This is a genomic window from Candidatus Poriferisodalis sp. (genome assembly GCF_965205175.1).
GTDB lineage: Bacteria > Actinomycetota > Acidimicrobiia > Acidimicrobiales > Poriferisodalaceae > Poriferisodalis.
The window spans coordinates 2,002,467-2,019,802 of sequence record NZ_OZ242038.1; the positions used below are offsets into that span (position 1 = coordinate 2,002,467).

The following is a 17,336-nucleotide window of genomic DNA, read 5'->3' on the forward strand; positions in this document are numbered from 1 at the left end:
GTGTCACATCGAAGCCTACGGCGCTGCACGTGACAGGACGTTCGTGATGGCGAAAACGCCTGCCAAAGCCCCGAAAGCGGGGGGGGGGGGGGGGTCTTAGCCTCTTTCCGCGTGTGGCGCTCGCGTGCCTGTGCATCTACACCCTCATTTCCCTGTGGGCTCAGCTTGCTTGGCTCGATTGGCTGAGCTTCGGCCTTCCCGCCGGTAGCCCCAAACTCACTCATCACACCGTCGGCGCGTCGGCTGGCTTGGCCATCGTTCCGTATGCCTTGTACCGGCACTGGAAAGCGTACGTAGCTGAGAATCGCTTCAGGCTCTCCGGGCTGAAGCCGATTCCCAAGTTGACTTGGGTCAAGTCAGGGCTTACGGCACTGGTTTGGTCCGTGGGCGCATTGCATCTGTGGTACTGGGCCAAAGATCTGGCTCGGCCATGGTAGCAGTCGTACGGCCGGCGGCGCGGTGGTACGCCATTGCGTGTAGCGCCGTAGTGATGGCGTTGATGATGAGTACCGTCGCCAGCGAGGCATCCGCGCAACAACCAGAACCGGACAACAGCATTGTATATCCCGAATTGTGCCCTGCTGCCTACAAGCATCCCGGCATCGATTTGCTGATACTGATGGATACCTCCGGCTCAATGAGCAAGAGCGACAAAGGAGGCAGAAATCGTCGCGATGCTCTACGAGGCCTCAGAAGTCGCTTGGCAACCCTTGCACGAGCACTACATCAACCAGACCAAACCGCCTTCAATGTCCAAATAGCCCTTTGGACCTTCAACGATAGCGCAAAAGAAATTGTCGGATTCGCACGAGCTTCAGAAGACCATCCATCCGACGAGCATATCGATAAATCTGTCCAATCGCCGCCAAAGAACACAGACTATCTTGAGGCCTTTGAGCACGCCATCGAAGCTTTCCCTCAGACCGTGCCACCATCCCAAGATGTGCCATGCAGAGTATTGATATTCTTTACCGACGGCATCCATGATCCAAGCGATCGGGCAAGGAATCCTCTACCCGAGGAGCAACAAGATCCAGGCGATGAGGCGCTCGACCTACTCGGAGACGCCTGTAAAGCGTTGACGAACCAACTTGCCGTTGATCAGATGTTCACATATGCCGTTGTTCTCGGGGACGAGTTTCGCGATGACAAGAATGCCGCCGACCTACGTGTGGCATCGAAGTACTTTATGCGTGCCGTCACCGGAGATACTGAGGGTAACTTGGCGCAACCAAGCGAAAACGAAGCGAAAACGTGGCGAGCGCTGGGGACTCAGCCTTGTGCTTCCGAACCGCAGCGGGATCAACGCGGTAAGATTCTCGAGATCGATAACGTGGGTGAGTTGGCAGCGACGCTGAGCGAGGCTGCCGAAGGAGTGTCACTTACGGCACGTGGCTTTAGAGGACCGAAACTCTGTGAGTCCGGAGGTGCTTCGCCGAAATTGCCGGACGGAACCTATATTCAAGAGATTGCGGCATTCGCTACAGGTGCGACAAAATACAGATATTCGCTCAGCCCCTACGGTGCAGACGCCGAGCCAGGCAAGCCCAAGGATGTTTCCGCGTCAGTATTGCGGCTCAGCGTAGATGACTACGGAGACATGGAGTTCCCTTGGGTGCTAAATGTAGACGCGCCAGAACAGCCCGAGGACGAGGTGCGATGCTATTTCAAGGCCATTGAAGAACCGCCGAAGACCGCCACTATATCGGGGGCCCTGAAGGTGGGTGGCAGCCTAGCGCCAGCGGATGACCAATGGACATGGTACAGTGCCAAAAAGGGCAGTCGCCCGGTCGACATCCAAGTAGTAGCAGAGCGCGCCGACCTAAACTGTAACGAATGGAAGACATACAACCCTCTATCGGATGACGGCAGGGGGAGCCAAGCGGCGGACGGCAACTCCGACCGGGCTTGGTACCGCAGTGTCCGTACACTGGGGGCCTACGCAGCTGGGTCCTTTGGTGAAGTTTCCACGGAAGCTCCCTGCCCTGACGAGGGTAGCGACTCTAGTAGCAGTGCAGGTCCTCTGATGCTGAAGCTCACGCTGGAGCCGCTGTCCTGCAATGGAAACTACGATTTCAGCCAGTCGTACCGATTCTCCTACGTTCCCGAAGGCCTAGAGGCATTGTTCGGCGCAGAACATGGCATCAAGCAAACTGTACAGGTCAAGGTGGAAGACTCGAACAGTTTGTACCACAAATGCGGCGCTCCGAGACTTGTGAATGTGAATGGTGGCGGCGAATGCGACGGTGGCACGGCAATCGTCGAAGGAAGCGGCAGCGAGTTATCGGAGGGTCCTGTTAGGCTCGAGATACCCTGCAGTTTCCTTCCGTCGAAATTTGGTACATCGGAACTCGGCCTCCTTCCGGCAGATAATGGTGGTACTGTGCCCGATGGCGGTTCCCCTACTTGGCAGTTCGACAAGGATTACTACGGGGAACACCATCGGAACGTGAGCGTCACAACGGACTCGGTCAACGAAGGCGGACCTACGCTGCTGGTTGGCGGAAACAAGCAACCGGATGGCGAGCTTGACGCGGAAATAATCCCCATTCGGCTCGTGACCGCTCGTCCGTTGGACGGCGAGCACCGCCAAGGCCAGATCAACATCAAGCTGAAGCCGCAGTGGCAGCCTCCGGCCGATGGAGACGGTGCGGCAGCCTCGGACCAAGGCCCGGACGCGACGGGGGCTGATGCGGAGACCGACCTTCCCGTGGACCAACAACAACAACGGCGTATCAATACGGACATGGCGGACTACGGGCGTGAGTTCAAAGTTGAATGGAACTTCAAACTGCCGCCGGGTATATCGCTTGCTCTTGTGATCTTTGGGCTCGGCACCTTGTTGAGCCTCGCAGCGTGTTACTGGTGGGCATGCCGGACCGCAAGGCTGAAGCACACACTGCCCAATCCCTATCAGGGGGCTGGCGGCATACTGCGGTGGAGACACACGAGCGTGTCAGTCGTACGAGATGGACGCGGTGGCATGGTGCTAGGCGCATCGGCCGAAGCCGCACTCAATGACGCCGGCGCGGGGCTTCAGGCTCCAGCGGAATCTGATGGACCTTCGCAGTTGCCGATGTACACAGCGATGCCTGTGCCAGCTGGGCTTAGCCCAAAGCGAGGCATTGGCGACATTGTGCTGCAGCAGCGAGGCAGGCTCAATCTCGCTAGCTTATTGTGTGAGCCACGCTGCACGTTTCGGCCAGCCGACGGTTACACGGTCTGTTTCGCCGGAACTTGTGACGGAGATTACGTGCCCTCGAGTTTTCCGCCCGGCTTGAGCGATGGTCAATTGCTATCGGCTCGATTCGATCGCGTGTGCGTAGTTGCGCAGCTCGCAGCAGATGATCAACCTTCCCATCAGGTGACATGCTCACTTCTTCTCCTCCAGCGGTCAATTGTACCTCGTGTACCCGGTAGTGGTGCCGACGCGGTATTGCGCCTGCCTGCCGATCGATTGAACCCAGTGTTTGAAGCGCTTCTCCAACAAGATAGTAGCAGCATAGACGCCACGTAACGCGAAGCTGAAGCGTTGGCCAGTTCCACGGTATTTGCGCCCCGGAGCGCATTACAGAACAATGTGAGGTACAAAAGGCATGTATAGCAAGTTTCTTTTTGTTGGCCTAGGCGGCTCGGGCGGAAAGACACTCCGTTTTCTCAAGCGAGAGATGCAGCGCTGGCTCGACGAACATGGCCGCGAGAAGACGATTCCGGAGGGTTGGCAGTTCCTTCACATTGATACGCCCATTGAACCGGATGACATCGACATTGATTCGTCTGTGACGGAATCGCTGGCACCTGATGAATACCTAGGTCTCATGGCACCGGGGATGAGTTTCACATCGCTGCAGAACATTCTCGACGGTGATGCAGAGACCCTGAGCGAACTGCGATCCTGGCGGGTGGAGCCCGCCGGTCTCGGTGTGCCTCTCTCCCATGGCGCTGGGCAGTTCCGCGCCGTTGGCCAGACGATCGCCCTAGCCTATGCCAAGCGTATTCGGCAACGGCTGCGAGAGCACATCCGGCGAATGAACGATCCAGATTCTACTGCCGCGCTCCGTGAACTCTATGATGAGGTTGAAACAGACGCCACTCATGCCAGTGGTGGCGTCGCGAACATGTACATCGTGATAGTGGGAAGTCTGGCTGGTGGCACGGGCTCGGGCTTGATGAACCTTGTCTGCGACATGCTGCGCTCGATGCAGACCCCGGCGGGTGACAGCATCTTCGCGTTGCTGTACACGCCCGAGGTCTTCGAGTCGCTGGGCAAGCAGGTGACAGGCGGCGTACACGCAAATAGTCTTGCTGCGCTGTGCGAAATGCTGAACGGGCAATGGTGGCAGGGCAGCTCGACAGATGCGCCGGCAATTGCGGCACCGAAACGAAGTGGCGTGTTGCGCCGGGCGGGCCAGCCTAAACCGCAAGAGCGTTCGGGGCCCACGTATCCGTTTCTCGTTGGTCGCATAGCTGGCCGTCATACCGACCACGGCACTCCAGATCGACTCTTCGAGGTGACAGGCCGATCGCTGTTGTCATGGGTGGTGGACATGGTAGTTCACAGCCGCTTCGTTGCCTACACCTCTGGTAACTGGGCAGCGTCGGCGCGAGCACATGAACAAGGCGACATCTTGGTCGATGCGGGTGAATCGCACGAGCAAGGCGCACCGTGCATCTCCGCCCTCGGCTTTTCGCGTCTCTCGGTGGGTGGCGAACACTTTGAGCGATATGCCACGCAGCGCCTTGTGCGCGATGCCGTGACACATCTGAATCTTGGCCACACTAAGCTGGACGGCGCGGCGGAAGGTACTAAGTCCAAAGATTTCGTGGCGAACTTTGTCGCTCAACAGCTGCTGCAATCGTTTCGATCTAAGGTGGGTTTGAATCAGGACAAGCCGGTGCCAGCGCCCCTAAGTACGGCTCCAGTATTACTCTTCGAACAGCCAGGTCCCTTCGCAGCTAGCAATCAGATCATTGCGGCGCTGCAGCCACCGGCTTATGCGGCAAATTTTGCGAATTTCGTTAACGCAGCTCAATTGGGAGTCGCTGGCGTAGCGGGTTTGCCTGCAGCTGTCGCCGCTGCGGCCACGCTAGCCGTTGATGGCGCTGAACCTGCCTACAAGCAGGGCATGGACGCGTCGGTGCAAGCGCAGATGGGAGTGTGGCTGCGCAACATTGAAGACAATATCTTGCAAACGCTCGCTGAATTGGTTCACGAATATGGTTTCGTCATTGCTGCGGAACTCTGCCGGCAGGTTGCACGATACCTTGATCGGGAAGCTGTTCCCAACTTGGATGCCGGCACAAAGCAAAGGCTACAGGATGGCGGTGACGGATTGGCGGGTGATGGTGGAAATCAGCCGGCACCGGGCCTGCTGGCAGCGCAGCAGGCCCGTGGACGTGCGTATCAGATGGAATCCGACTGGTGGTCTCGTGCGGCGGCGTTGGCGAGAGAAGTAGCCGCAAGGATCCTGCGCCCGCTCAGCGAATCCCTCGAACATGCTCATCAACAAGCGACTTTGGCGTCGGAGATCGTGCGCAGCTGGCCGTCGTGGAGCGATGTAGAAACTCCGCCCGAAGGTGCTCGGCCGCCTGAAGGAGATTTCTCTCTCATCGACCCTGACGATTATGCCGAGCATTTTCGACAACTGCTCGAAAGCGACTACCGACAGATTGCTGGTGCCGACGCCAGACGCAAAGCGGTGCGCCGTGAAGTTATTGGTGCCTTCCAGCCAAACCTGCGAGCTACAATCGCTGCGCCGGACGGCGATATCCAAATGTTTGAAGTCGCGCGACACTGGAATCCACTAGCCGCCAACAACGGTCGCTCTCCGGTATCAGTGCGTATTGTGGTGCACACCGGACTTGATGCGCTGAGGCAGCGGGCACGTCGGCTACTGACACACAAAGGCAGCGAATTCGAGCGTTTTGTCTCCCGCACACTGCGTGATTTCTTAGGCTCATCGGATGAAGATGACCGTTATGCCATGGATGAGGTAGAACGCCATATCAACGAATCTCGCTTTCTGAATCAACTCAATGCGGCGATGGAAGCCGCTGTGCCGTTGGTCGGCATCGATCAATCGCTGCTCGGGCTCGTACATCCGAACTCCGACTGGAGCAGTACTCGACTGCAGCTCAGTTCCCTTCCGCTCGCTACCCATCGAATCGAAGCTAAACTGCGCAGTCACTTGTCGCGCGCTGGAATCGGTGATGCGGAGATCAATACCATCCTGACCAGCGACAAGGGGATAAGAAGTGTCGACATCTCGAGCGCCCTCGGCGCGCCGGTATCTCCGTTGGTGATCGAGAGCCTGCTGCGACCGATCGCCGAAGACTGGTTCCAACGAGACTCGCTCAACCAGAAGAAGAGCTTCTGGAACTTCCGGCGAGCGCAGCCTCTGGAATCGTTCGTTCCGGTCAGTCAGGCCCTATTGCGATGCCTGGTACGCGGCTGGTATGTCGGCCGAGTCCTCGGCAACGTGAAGCTGGTGGACGGCGCGTGGTCTATCTGGGTCCCCGAAGACGGCGAGTTCGAGGCCTTTGCCGACACGCTGCTGCCGGTGAGCGGATGTCCGAAGGGAGCTCGCATGATCCACGATGGATGCGCTCGCGTGCTGGAGTCGCTGCCGCTGGCATTCCTAGCTGTGCAACGCAGCGGCACCCTGCGAGCGTTGCGGCCCTACATCGCCTTGAGAGAACTGGGGCGCGCAGGTCCAGACTGCAGCTTGCTCGAATACGCATACTTGGGCCCTGATCTGCAGAACTGGGTTGATCAGGGCTGGACGGAAGGAAGCGGTACGAACGGGCACGCGCGATGGTCGAACACATCGGTGCTGAGCGAGACGGCCCATGCGAACGCTGTGGACACGCCACATACGCGACTTGTATCGCTTGCCGCAATCTGCCGAGAGACCAGTGACCGCTACGACAAGAAGTACGAGGAGCTGGAGGCGGCTTGGTCGTCTCAGCCGGCGTTGCTGTCCACCGCGCCCTTGTGGACCGGTCTGTGGCGAAGCCACATGGAACCGGCGCTCGATGAGCTGGCGACGGTAGCAGAGCAGCAGGCTGGGCAGAACGGGCAGGTTGACGAGCCTGCGATGTGAGCGCCGCATCGCTGCGTATCGGGTCCGACATGCCCGCTGACCAAGACCCTGCCGCCTCTGCTCTGGCGATGCACAGCATGACTGGCACCTCCCGCGCCGTCATGCTCCTGCGGCATGGCGATGAAGCGGCCGCCGAGGCTGCGGTGGACGTCCTGGCGCAGCTCTCGGCCGATTCGCAGCTGGCACCGTTCATCGATGCCGCGTGCCGGCTGCCCGCCGACGACGCGGGGCTGCTCGGAACCATTCGTCATTATGCATCGCTGCTCGAACGCGGCCAGCGGCACCAGGTCGATCTGTTGGACCTCCTCGCCGGTCTGGGCTCGCTCGACAGATTCGACGTGGTCACGGTCTGCACCGCCGGCTTGAGCGCTGCGCAACAGACAGCGCTGGCCGATGCTGAGGTCAGTGTGCGCCACGATCTGCAACGGGTCATGCCGCTCGCCGTTCCGCTGGCATTCCATCGCCTCTGGTTTCCGTGCTTCGGTGACGACGGGCTCGCGCCGGCCGCTGACTACGCGAGCAGCGGCACCCAATCAGCACTCGTGGTGCTGCCCGAGGATCGCCCAACGGATCGAGCTGCCGCCAAACCGCTGACCAGTGCCCGGGCGAGCGACGCCTTCGCGTGGCATGTGGCAGCAGAGTTCGCGGCATTGACGGGTCTGTGGTCGACGCTGGACCACGCCCCGCTGGAGTCGCTGGTGCCGGCGGTTAGCGGCAGCGACCAGCCGCTGGTACGGCTGGTGCGCTCGATGTGCCGAACTGCTCGTATCCGGATGCCGTCGCCTGCGCAGTTGCTCGACGCGAGCGGATCGCTGCCGGTGCCCGTGCAGCTGATGCCGGCACCGGATCCGTACCACGCGGCTCAGGCCGCAGCGGACTGCCTCAGGCCGTGGGATATCGCCGGCGGTTCGGCAGAGCGGGTGAGCCTGCTGCCTGGCTGGCAAGGGGTCGGTGCCCGTTTGGTAGCAGCCGGAGCGGACGTGAAGCTCGGCAGCGACGAAGGCACCGAGCAGATTGCCCATCACGCGCCCTGGGCGGAGCCGCTGCTCCCGCGAGACGGTCCGCCTCGCGTTGCCGATGACGGAACACTCGAGCAGGTGCGCGTACGGCTCGACCGTGCCATCGGTCCGAAAGTCAAGCTCGGGACGGTGCCGACCAGTGCCTGGGACGCGGTGCTCGACGACATGTTCGGCGTGGTCGATGCAGGTCCGAGAGCGTCGGTGGTGCAGGCCGCTGCGGCCGGAGCGTTCGATCCAGTAGCCGACCCCGACGCCTTCTCGCCCGACGTGTCGAGTCTTGCCCAAGCCGTCTCGATGCTCACTGTTGCGTCGCTCCGCGATACGGGCCTCAACGATGCGGCAGCGTCACCGGCGATGTCCGACGATGCGCCAGCTGACCAACAGCATGGCCGCCCTGATGCCGACGAAGACGCCGCCGAGCCCGACGGCGATCAGTCGGAGGCAGCGGACGACGACGGGACATCCGACGACGACACGGTCATCGATGCGTCGACGAATGCTGCCGACCACAACACCGCATCGGACGCACCCGATCCCGCGTCGCTGCTGCAGGACGTCACCTGCAGATTCGATGAGCAGATTGCTGAAGCGAGCAGCGCCACCGACAACGCCATCGCCGAGCTTGACCGCGAAATCTCGGGGCAGCCTCGCACCGGCCTGAGCGCATTTCTGAAGCACGCGCCCTGGGTGGCCGGACTGATCGCGGCCGCTGCGGTGCTGACGTTGACCTCGGCCCGCGACTGGGCCACACCGGATGGGAGAGGCGAAGTGGTCAGAGTCGCACTCTTCGGCCTGGTGTCCTTGGCTGCAACCGTGCCGTCGGTGTTGAGGCTGATGGTTGGGGGGCCAATAGCCCTTGCAAAGCCGAAAGCTGCGCAGGTGCGGCTGCCGCTGCTGGCGGCAAGCTACGTCGGAGCTTTCTTTGTGGTGTGGTTCTCGCGTGAGTTCATCGCACGAGAGGTCCGCAGGATCGATCCTGACGCGCTGGGCGGCGTCGCCCGATTGATTCCGGCAGCGGTCGTGGTCTCTGTCGTGCTGGTGCTGGCCCTTGTGAGCCGCAACCGTGTGCCTGCTGACAACAAGGCGTTGCTCGGCAAGGCTGGATGGCTGGCCTCGGGTCGGGCTGCATTCGCGGCGCTGGTGGCGTATGTGTTCGTCGTGGTGGTAGCTGCATTGAACATGGATGAGGTCGCGTCGGCTCTAGACCAAGACACCAGTGCTGCCTTCACGGTGTTGTTGCTCTCGGCTGCTGCGCTCGCCGCGGTTGCCGTCGGCTTGCGGTTGCTCGCACCGCGGCTGAACCGCACCAGACTGCGCGTGTGGCAGGGGCAGGTCTGCCGACGTGTCGATGCGTGCGAGCTGGCCTGCGTTCGCAGCGCCGCGCTCAGCTTGGCCAAGTCCCATTGGCTGGTCACCGCGGCGGCCGCTGCGCGCCTGGTGCATCGTCCGTTCGGTACGGATCCCGCGACAAGCCAACCCGACGACCCCGACTCTGCTGTGCGCAAACTGTCGCTGCTCGATGTCGAGTTGGCGGTGGAGACCGAGCGAGATGTGCTGCGCGAGTTTCGTCGGGAGGCCGTCAGCCCCGGGTGGCTGCGCGAGCAGTTCGGTCGGATGTCCCAAGCGTTCATGCACAGCGACCAACCCCCGTTCGGGACTGGTGCCGACGGTGGCCTGACTCCGCCGGAGCACTGCACCGAGCCGATGGCATTGGCGTCGGTGCTGAACGGTGAAGGAACCGGACCACGCTGGCGTTTCGCGCAGCGCGTGTTCGCAGGCGACTACGACTCGCTGCTGCACGAGTCGGCGCAAGCTGCGATGTACCGGGCCATGGAGGAGACGGCCGGCTCAGCAGTGATCTGCGAGGCATCCGGCGGCGCAGCATCGATACGCCGGCCGCTCGCTGAGGTACTGGGGGAACTCCTGCCCAGGGGTGACACACAGCTCGTGTCGGGAGCACTGCCGTTGAGCACCGAGCCCGCGCCCGAGTTTCGTTCCGTCGTGTGTTGGCCGAAAGCGGTCGCGGTGCCCGAAGCCAGCGCCACGCCCACCCATCGCTGCGGGACCGTGCGAGAACGCGGCACGGTGCTGCTGCACGCAGTACGAGTGGACGTGTCTGAGCCCGTCGCACTCGATCGCCTCATGCCCCCCGCACGGCCCGACGCTCTTGTGGCCGACGGCCCTGCGGACGACGGCGCAGGCGCAGCAGTTGCACCGTCAGACCCGCTTGACGACCCCGATGCGCCCCTGATGTAGTCGATCGCCCAGTGCAGCCAGTTGCACCCTGTGGCCGGTCGCGCCGGGCGCAGCCTGACCGCACCGCTCGTCGGCTCGGGTTGGTCGCCAAGCGCGACCTGCGCGGTACCGTGGTGGCACATGGCACGACGAACCAAGATCATCGCCAGCGTCGGCCCGGCCTGCGACGACGAAACGACCGTCGCGGCCATGATCGATGCCGGTGTGGACGTTTGGCGTCTCAGCCTGGCGCACGGCACGCTCGACGAGCAGGTCGCCACCTTCCGGCGGCTGCGAGCCGTCTCGGAGCAGTCGGGACGTGCCATCGGCATTCTCGTGGACCTGCCGGGGCCGAAGGTGCGCTGCAAACCATTCCCCGAGGGCGGCTGCGAGATTGCCCAGGACGCGCTGCTGTCGCTGGCCATCGAAGGCGACGTCAGCACTGCCGATCGGCTCGTCGTGGACTACGAGGGACTGCTGACCGATGTGGGCCCCGGCGATCAGCTGTCGTTCGGCGACGGCAATGTGGTCCTCGTGGTGGAGGACCGTGCCTCCAATGCGCTCAAGGCCCGAGTGCTGCACGGCGGTCACCTCGAAGGCAGGCCTGGCCTGCACGTGGACTCGTCCAAGCTGCGCATCGCTACGCCCACCCCTGCCGACTTGAAGCTCGCCGACACGTTCGTGGACTTGGGCACCGACATGCTCGCGCTGTCGTTCGTCCGGTCGGCACATGACATGCGGAGACTGGGCGTGGAACCGCATCCGCGCGGCCCGCTGCTGGTGGCCAAAATCGAGACCAAGGCTGCGGTGGAGAACCTTGACGGCATCATCGAGGCGTCCTCGGCAGTGATGGTGGCCCGCGGTGACTTAGGCGCAGAGTGTGACATCGAGGAGCTGCCGCACCTGCAAAAGCGCATCATCGAGGCGTGTGTGTCGCATGGCCGGCCGGCCATCACGGCGACGCAGATGCTGGAATCGCTGCTGCATTCGCCGGTGCCGACCCGTGCGGAGGCTTCCGACATTGCCAACGCCGTGTTCGATGGCACCTCGGCGGTGATGCTGAGCGGCGAGACGGCGATCGGCCACGATCCGGTGAATGCCGTGCGGACCATGGCCCGCATCACCGAACGGGCCGACGAACGTTTCGACTACGAGGCCTGGTGGAACCGGCTGCTGTCCGTGCGCCGCCTGGACGAGCACGCCGAGGACTACCTGCGCGTCACCGACGGGATCACCCAGGCGGCATCCCGGCTGGCCAGCGAACTCGGTGCCCATGCCATCGTCTGTCTGAGCCGTTCGGGCTTCACCGCGCGCAGCATGGCCAGGTTCCGTCCGTCGATGCCGTTGCTGGGTCTCACGCCGGAGCCGCGAACGGCGATGCAGCTGTCGCTGTCGTGGGGCACTCGGCCGCTGGTCTTCGGCGAGCGCCTCACCCCGGCGGAATCGGCGCTGGAGGCGGTACACGCTGCGGCACGCGCCGGGGCGGTGCGCAGCGGCGACATGGTGGTGGTGGTGTCCGGCTCGAGTCCGGAGTCGCATGCCACCGACAGCCTGCGCGCGATGCGCGTGCCGTGAATGCCGCCACCGACGGCTAACTCGGATCGATGCTGATGTCCACATTGATGCGTCCCGGGTCCAGGCGGTCCGGTCCGCACAACGGATTGGCCGGCACCTGCACCGTGCGTCCCAACACCTCGCACGAGCACGTCTGCTGACAGTCCCGCATACCCGTCCACTGCACCGCGAGCACTGCGGCCGCGCCGACCAGTATGAGAGCGACGGTCACTGCCAGCGCCAGCCGGCGGATCAACCGGATTGCGACCACCGCTGCGACGGCCAGCGAAGCGATACCGCCGACCAATGCGATGTTCACGCGGTCCGCGTCGAGCCATTCGGGCAGCACTCGATCACAGAGTACGGAGCAGAGCCGCTGTTTCGCGTCGCGCCTGGGAGCGTTCGCCGTTGGCGCTCACTAGCTTCGGGCCGTGACTGCGACTCCCATCGACCTGCGTCCGGGCGGACTGCCCGAGACCGTGCTCGGCCCGGCACCCGAGGCGGCTGCTGCGGCGCTGCGTGCAGCCTTGGCGCAGCCGCTTCCCGAGCGAGCCGACGCGCTGGGCGTCGTTGCGGCCCGATGGCCACGGATGCTCGACGCTTGGGCGGAACTCGGACGCTGCGCCGCAGCGAGCGGTCGTCACGTCGAAGCGTATGCCTACTGCCGAGTCGGCTATCACCGAGGCTTGGACGCGCTGCGAGCCGCTGGCTGGCGCGGCAGCGGCTACGTGCGCTGGGCCGAAGCTGCCAATCACGGCTTCTTGTGGTCGCTGCTGGGCTTGGGCCGTTCGGCTGCGGCCATCGGCGAGCATGACGAAGCCGAGAGGTGCGCCGGATTCCTGACGCAACTCGACCCCGGCGGTCGACCGCCTGCAGGTGAGTGGCCTGCGGCGTGAAACCGGCCGGCGTCGTGCTGTGCGGCGGCCAGTCGACCCGCATGGGCAGCGACAAGGCCAGCTTGGTGCTGGCAGGACGGCCGTTGGCGATCTGGGTCGCTGACGCGCTAGGGGCCGCAGGCGCAGCGCCCGTCGTTGCTCAAGGCGGCACACCCCCGGCGCCGCTCGTGGCAGAACCTGACAGTGCGCCGCATGCCGGGCCGCTCTCGGCGATTGCTGACGCGCTCGAACGTCACGGCGACGTGCTGGTATGCCCCACCGACGTGCCGACCGTGACAGCCGAGCTGTTCGCGAGAGTCATCGCCCGTGCGCGCAGCAGTGACACTCCGGTCGTGCTGGCGCGCAGCACCCAAGTGGAACCGCTGATCGGCTGGTATGCCCGCAGTGCGCTCCCTCTGCTGCAGCACGGGCTGCGGGCCGGCGCGCGCGGTCCCCGTGAGATACTCGACATGGAGCATGTGCCGACCGTGCCGGCGGCGCCGTCGGAGGTGCTCAACGTCAACACGCGTGGCGAACTCGCTGCTGCCGAGGCGATCTTGGCGGCTCGCGACGCCGTGGGCGCAGACCTAGGGTGACCTGCTTGGTGCAGCGCAACGACGAGCACGGCCACGAGTGGGTCGACACCCAAACCGGCCTCGAGGCGCTCGTTGCCGAGCTGCTGGCCACCGACCGTGTCGCCGTGGACACCGAGTTTCACCGGGAACGCAGCTATCGGCCCAAGCTGGCGCTCGTCCAGTTGGCCTTCGACGATCGGGTCGCGCTGGTTGATCCCACGGCAACCGACATCGCTGTGCTCGGGACGGTGCTGGCGGCCGACCTCGTGACCGTCATGCACGCATGCGCGCAGGACATCGAGGTGCTGTACCAGGAGTGCGGCGTCATTCCATCGCGGCTCTTCGACACCCAGGTAGCGGCCGGGTTCCTGGGCATGAGCACCCCGTCGCTGACCGCGCTGGCAGACCGACTGCTCGGCGCGAGGCTGGCCAAGGGCAACCGCTTGACCGATTGGTTCGAACGGCCGTTGCGAGAGGCCCAGCGGCGTTACGCAGCTGACGATGTTGCGTACCTGACGGCGCTGCACGACGAGCTTCGCGCCCGTTTGACGGCCCGGCGTCGTTGGCAATGGGCGCTCGACGAGTGCGAGCAATGGCGACGTGTGCCAGGACTGCCGCCGGACCCCGCTCGTGCATGGACCCGCATCAAAGGAGCGCGTCAGCTGCGCGGCGCTCAGCGAGCGATTGCATATCGGCTGGCTGCCTGGCGGGAACGCACAGCCAGCGAGCGGGACGTGCCGGTTCGCTTCGTGATGTCGGACCTGGCGCTGCTGTCGATTGCGCAGCGTCGTCCGAACAGCATCGAGGAGCTGGTGGGCTTGCGAGGCGTTGACTCCGGGCAGTTCCGCGGGGCGGCCGGCGAGCGGATCATAGCAGAGGTGCAGCTCGGTCTCGACATGGCGCCCAGCGACATCCCGCCGAGCGCGCCGGCCACCGGGCCGAGTGTGGATTCGGCACTCCAGCCTGCGGTGCCGCTCATCGGCGCCTGGGTGGACGAAGTGGCACGTGTGGAGGGCATCGATCGCAGCTTGCTGGCGACTCGGTCTGACATCGCTGCACTGCTGGCACGCGACGGCACCTCACGCCTCAGCTCGGGCTGGAGGGCCGAAGTGGTGGGAGACGCCATCGGTTCACTGCTCGCCGGAGAGGCTGCGCTCGCGTTCGATCCCTCGGCCGGCTTGCAACTCGAACATCGGTCTCCCACGCGCTGCCTATGACACCCAGTTTCCGGCGCTGAGCGGTAGGGTGGAAATGCACTTCGTACAACACAGATGCCCACCCGGCACGGAGCAGGGCATGGCCGGATGCAGGCCATCCGAGCCTCGCCGTCGAGCACGAGGAGCCAGACGTTGAAGAAGGGTCGCCACCGCCGTTACGAGGAGGCTCGCAAGTTCCAGCGGGCCACTGCTGAGCGCTTCACTGTCGAGGACTACGACTTCGACAATGCAGACCGCTTCGGCGTCGAGTTCGATGACGAGGAATCGGCGCCCGACGCCCAGTACGGCCATCTCGCTGACAAGTACGACGACTACTCCGACCTCGAGGCCAAGTACGCCGACTTCGATTCGGAGACTTCGGACGACATCGAGGAAACGCCCCGGCGCGAGAGCGCTTGAGCGGCACCTTCGCGGCGCCGTTCAGTCGCGCTGCGCTGCTCAAACAGCCTGCCGACTCCTGCGGCGAACCGCGGGATGGGGCAGCAGCCGGGCCGTGGCGACGCGTACGTCGAGCTGGGCCCGCAGCTCGGCGTAGATCTGGCTGCCGCAGATTTCTGTGAGTTCGTCGCGAAGCGCTCTGAACACCGGCTGGCTGCCGCTGTGCGCACTCAGCTCGGATGTACACCACCAGGAGACGTCGGTGTCGGGGCCTCCCCAGTCGCGGTGTTCCCATTCCCGCACCATGGTGTAGACGTGGCCGGTGACGGTCTCGTGATCCTCGCGTCGCAGCGGTGCCTGCCAGCAGACCTCGGGCTTGGTGTCCATCGGGCGGCGGCCGGTGCGGTCGGCCAACAGGTGAAAGGCGCAGCCGGCGCCGCCGGGATGATCGGCCCGGTTGGCGAATATGCACGCTCCTGACACGACACGGCTCCGCCACCAGCCGTCGCTGTCCTGCCACAGCGCTTCGGCGGGATCGCAGCGCAGCTGCCACGTCTCCTCGTCCAGCTCAGCGATCATGGCCCGGACGTGGGCGACATCGTTGTCGCCGCTGAGGTAGACGCCGTGGCTGCAGCAGCCCAGCGCCAGCTCCGGGGCCGGTTCGGAGTCGATGCCAGGGCAGCCGGCGCCGTAGATGCAACGCCAAGTGCTGGTGAGGAACGTCGCGTCGAACAGCCAGGTGCGGTGCTCGGAGGGATCCTCCAGCGACAACCACTCGCGCGTGTCCCATTCCTGCGTCGCGCCGCTGTGGCCGCAGTCATCGGTGCTCGCGGCGAACGCAGACGCCATCGGCGGCGAGCCTACGGTACGGTCGCGCCGTGGCCGGCGAACCCGATACGGCACTCGATTCGGCAGCGGAGGCGGCTCTGCTGGCCGAGTTGGCGGGCTTGCTGGGAGACCGAGCGCGTGCCAACGGCTTCGAGCGCTCGCTGTACCGACGTGACGGCTCAATCGAAGGCAGCGTTCCGGCCAACGTCTGCTTGCCCGAGAACGCGGACGAGGTTGCCGGCATCGTTCGGATATGCCGCCGTCACGGACGCCCCTTCGTCGCCCGCGGTTCGGGAACCGGGCTGGCGGGCGGCGCAGCGCCGGTGGGCAACCCGGTGGTCATCGCGACCGCCAAAATGGACCGCATCCTCGACGTGGACCTCGCCAACAGGGTGGCTTGGGTCGAGCCGGGGGTGCTGAATCTGGATCTGTCGCGGGCGCTGGCACCGCTGGGCTTCCACTTCGCACCGGACCCTTCGAGTCAGCAGGTCTGCTCCGTCGGCGGGAACATCGCCAACAACTCCGGCGGCCCGCACTGCTTGGCCTACGGGGTGACCACGGCCCATGTCGCAGCGCTGGAGGTGGTGCTGCCCTCGGGTGAGGTGACGAACTTCGGCGGTATCGAGGCCGAGCCTGCCGGACTGGATCTGCGCGGCCTGTTCGTGGGCTCCGAGGGCACCATGGGCATCGCCACGAAGGCGGCTGTGCGGCTCACGCCGAACGCGCCGTCAGTGCGCACCCTATTGCTCGACTTCGATGACGTGAGCGAGGGCTCGGCGGCGGTCAGCGCCATCATCGCTGCCGGTCTCGTGCCGTCCGCGCTGGAGATGATGGACCAGCGGGCCATCGAGATCGTGGAGGCGTTCGCGCATGCCGGCTACCCGACCGGTGCTGCTGCGGTGCTGCTGGTGGAGCTGGACGGCCTGCCGGGCGGCGTCGAAGCCGGAGTGCAGATCGTGCGCGAGGTGGCGCAGCGCCATCACGCTGGCGAGGTGCGGGTCGCCGCCGACGACGCCGAGCGGGCGCTGCTGTGGAAGGGGCGCAAGAACGCGTTCGGCGCTGTGGCGCGTATCAAGCCGGACTACTACCTGCACGACACGGTGGTGCCCCGCTCGCGGCTCACCGAAGTGCTTGAGCAGGTGTACCGGATCGCCGACGCCTACGGCCTGATCGCCGTCAACGTCTTTCACGCGGGCGACGGAAACCTGCACCCGATCCTGGCCTTCGACCGCCGCGAGCCCGGCGTCGACGAACGCGTAAAGGCGGCGGGGCGCGACATCGTGGCTGCCTCCATCGCGGCGGGAGGGGTGCTCAGCGGCGAGCACGGCATCGGCTTGGAGAAGCGCGACTACATGGGGATGCTGTTCGGCGCGCACGACATGCACACGCAGGACGTGGTTCGTGAAGCGTTCGACCCGCAGGGGTTCGCGAATCCGCTGAAGGTGATTCCGTCGGGCTCGCGTTGCAGCGATTCGTTCCGCCAGCATGTGCCCGAAGGCGCTTGGGTGTGAACGCTCCTGGCAGTACTGCGGGTGCCGTGCTGGGCACTGCC

At 64.4% G+C, this 17,336-nt stretch carries 11 protein-coding genes; 9 read left to right on the forward strand and 2 right to left on the reverse strand.

The genetic code is table 11. The annotated features are described in order from the left end of the window. Nucleotides 1–490 precede the first annotated feature (490 nt). The 4 genes from ACOGI4_RS08720 to pyk all read left to right on the forward strand — a co-directional run bounded on the left by ACOGI4_RS08720 (nucleotide 491) and on the right by pyk (nucleotide 11,932). Entirely contained in the window at nucleotides 491–3,517 is a 3,027-nt protein-coding gene (locus tag ACOGI4_RS08720) for a vWA domain-containing protein (protein ID WP_419841286.1), read from the forward strand. A gap of 79 nt (nucleotides 3,518–3,596) precedes the next feature. Then, entirely contained in the window at nucleotides 3,597–7,103 is a 3,507-nt protein-coding gene (locus tag ACOGI4_RS08725; protein WP_419841287.1) for a tubulin-like doman-containing protein, read from the forward strand. Between the two features lie 77 nt (nucleotides 7,104–7,180). Next, complete coding sequence (locus tag ACOGI4_RS08730; protein ID WP_419841288.1) at nucleotides 7,181–10,378, forward strand: hypothetical protein; 3,198 nt, start codon at nucleotides 7,181–7,183, stop codon at nucleotides 10,376–10,378. A gap of 120 nt (nucleotides 10,379–10,498) precedes the next feature. Then, nucleotides 10,499–11,932, forward strand: coding sequence for a pyruvate kinase (gene pyk / locus ACOGI4_RS08735; RefSeq protein WP_419841289.1), 1,434 nt, complete (start codon nucleotides 10,499–10,501; stop codon nucleotides 11,930–11,932). A 16-nt stretch (nucleotides 11,933–11,948) separates the two neighbouring features. Here the strand turns inward: pyk and ACOGI4_RS08740 are convergent, their stop codons facing one another. Next, the gene (locus ACOGI4_RS08740) at nucleotides 11,949–12,260 is read right to left on the reverse strand and encodes a hypothetical protein (RefSeq protein ID WP_419841290.1); all 312 of its coding nucleotides are present in this window, start codon (nucleotides 12,258–12,260) and stop codon (nucleotides 11,949–11,951) included. Nucleotides 12,261–12,342: 82 nt separating this feature from the next. Between ACOGI4_RS08740 and ACOGI4_RS08745 the strand changes: the two genes are divergently transcribed. From ACOGI4_RS08745 to ACOGI4_RS08760, 4 genes are all read left to right on the forward strand, one after another. After that, a complete protein-coding gene (locus ACOGI4_RS08745) occupies nucleotides 12,343–12,807 on the forward strand; it encodes a DUF3151 family protein (RefSeq protein WP_419841291.1) in 465 nt (154 codons plus the stop codon). After that, entirely contained in the window at nucleotides 12,804–13,382 is a 579-nt protein-coding gene (locus tag ACOGI4_RS08750; RefSeq protein WP_419841292.1) for a molybdenum cofactor guanylyltransferase, read from the forward strand. Before ACOGI4_RS08745 ends, ACOGI4_RS08750 begins: the two co-directional genes overlap by 4 nt. Before the next feature lie 8 nt (nucleotides 13,383–13,390). Next, nucleotides 13,391–14,578 carry a ribonuclease D gene (locus ACOGI4_RS08755; protein WP_419843118.1) on the forward strand — a complete coding sequence of 396 codons (1,188 nt, stop codon included), beginning with the start codon at nucleotides 13,391–13,393 and terminating at the stop codon, nucleotides 14,576–14,578. A gap of 132 nt (nucleotides 14,579–14,710) precedes the next feature. Next, nucleotides 14,711–14,977, forward strand: a complete 267-nt coding sequence (locus tag ACOGI4_RS08760; RefSeq protein ID WP_419841293.1) for a hypothetical protein — start codon at nucleotides 14,711–14,713, stop codon at nucleotides 14,975–14,977. Between the two features lie 39 nt (nucleotides 14,978–15,016). On the opposite strand, the gene ACOGI4_RS08765 is transcribed toward ACOGI4_RS08760, so the two are convergent. After that, nucleotides 15,017–15,805: a hypothetical protein gene (locus ACOGI4_RS08765; protein ID WP_419841294.1), complete on the reverse strand. Its 789-nt coding sequence runs from the start codon at nucleotides 15,803–15,805 to the stop codon at nucleotides 15,017–15,019. A 29-nt stretch (nucleotides 15,806–15,834) separates the two neighbouring features. Here ACOGI4_RS08765 and ACOGI4_RS08770 point away from each other — a divergent pair, with 29 nt between their 5' ends. Beyond that, nucleotides 15,835–17,295, forward strand: a complete 1,461-nt coding sequence (locus ACOGI4_RS08770; RefSeq protein ID WP_419841295.1) for an FAD-linked oxidase C-terminal domain-containing protein — start codon at nucleotides 15,835–15,837, stop codon at nucleotides 17,293–17,295. The last annotated feature ends 41 nt before the right edge of the window (nucleotides 17,296–17,336 follow it).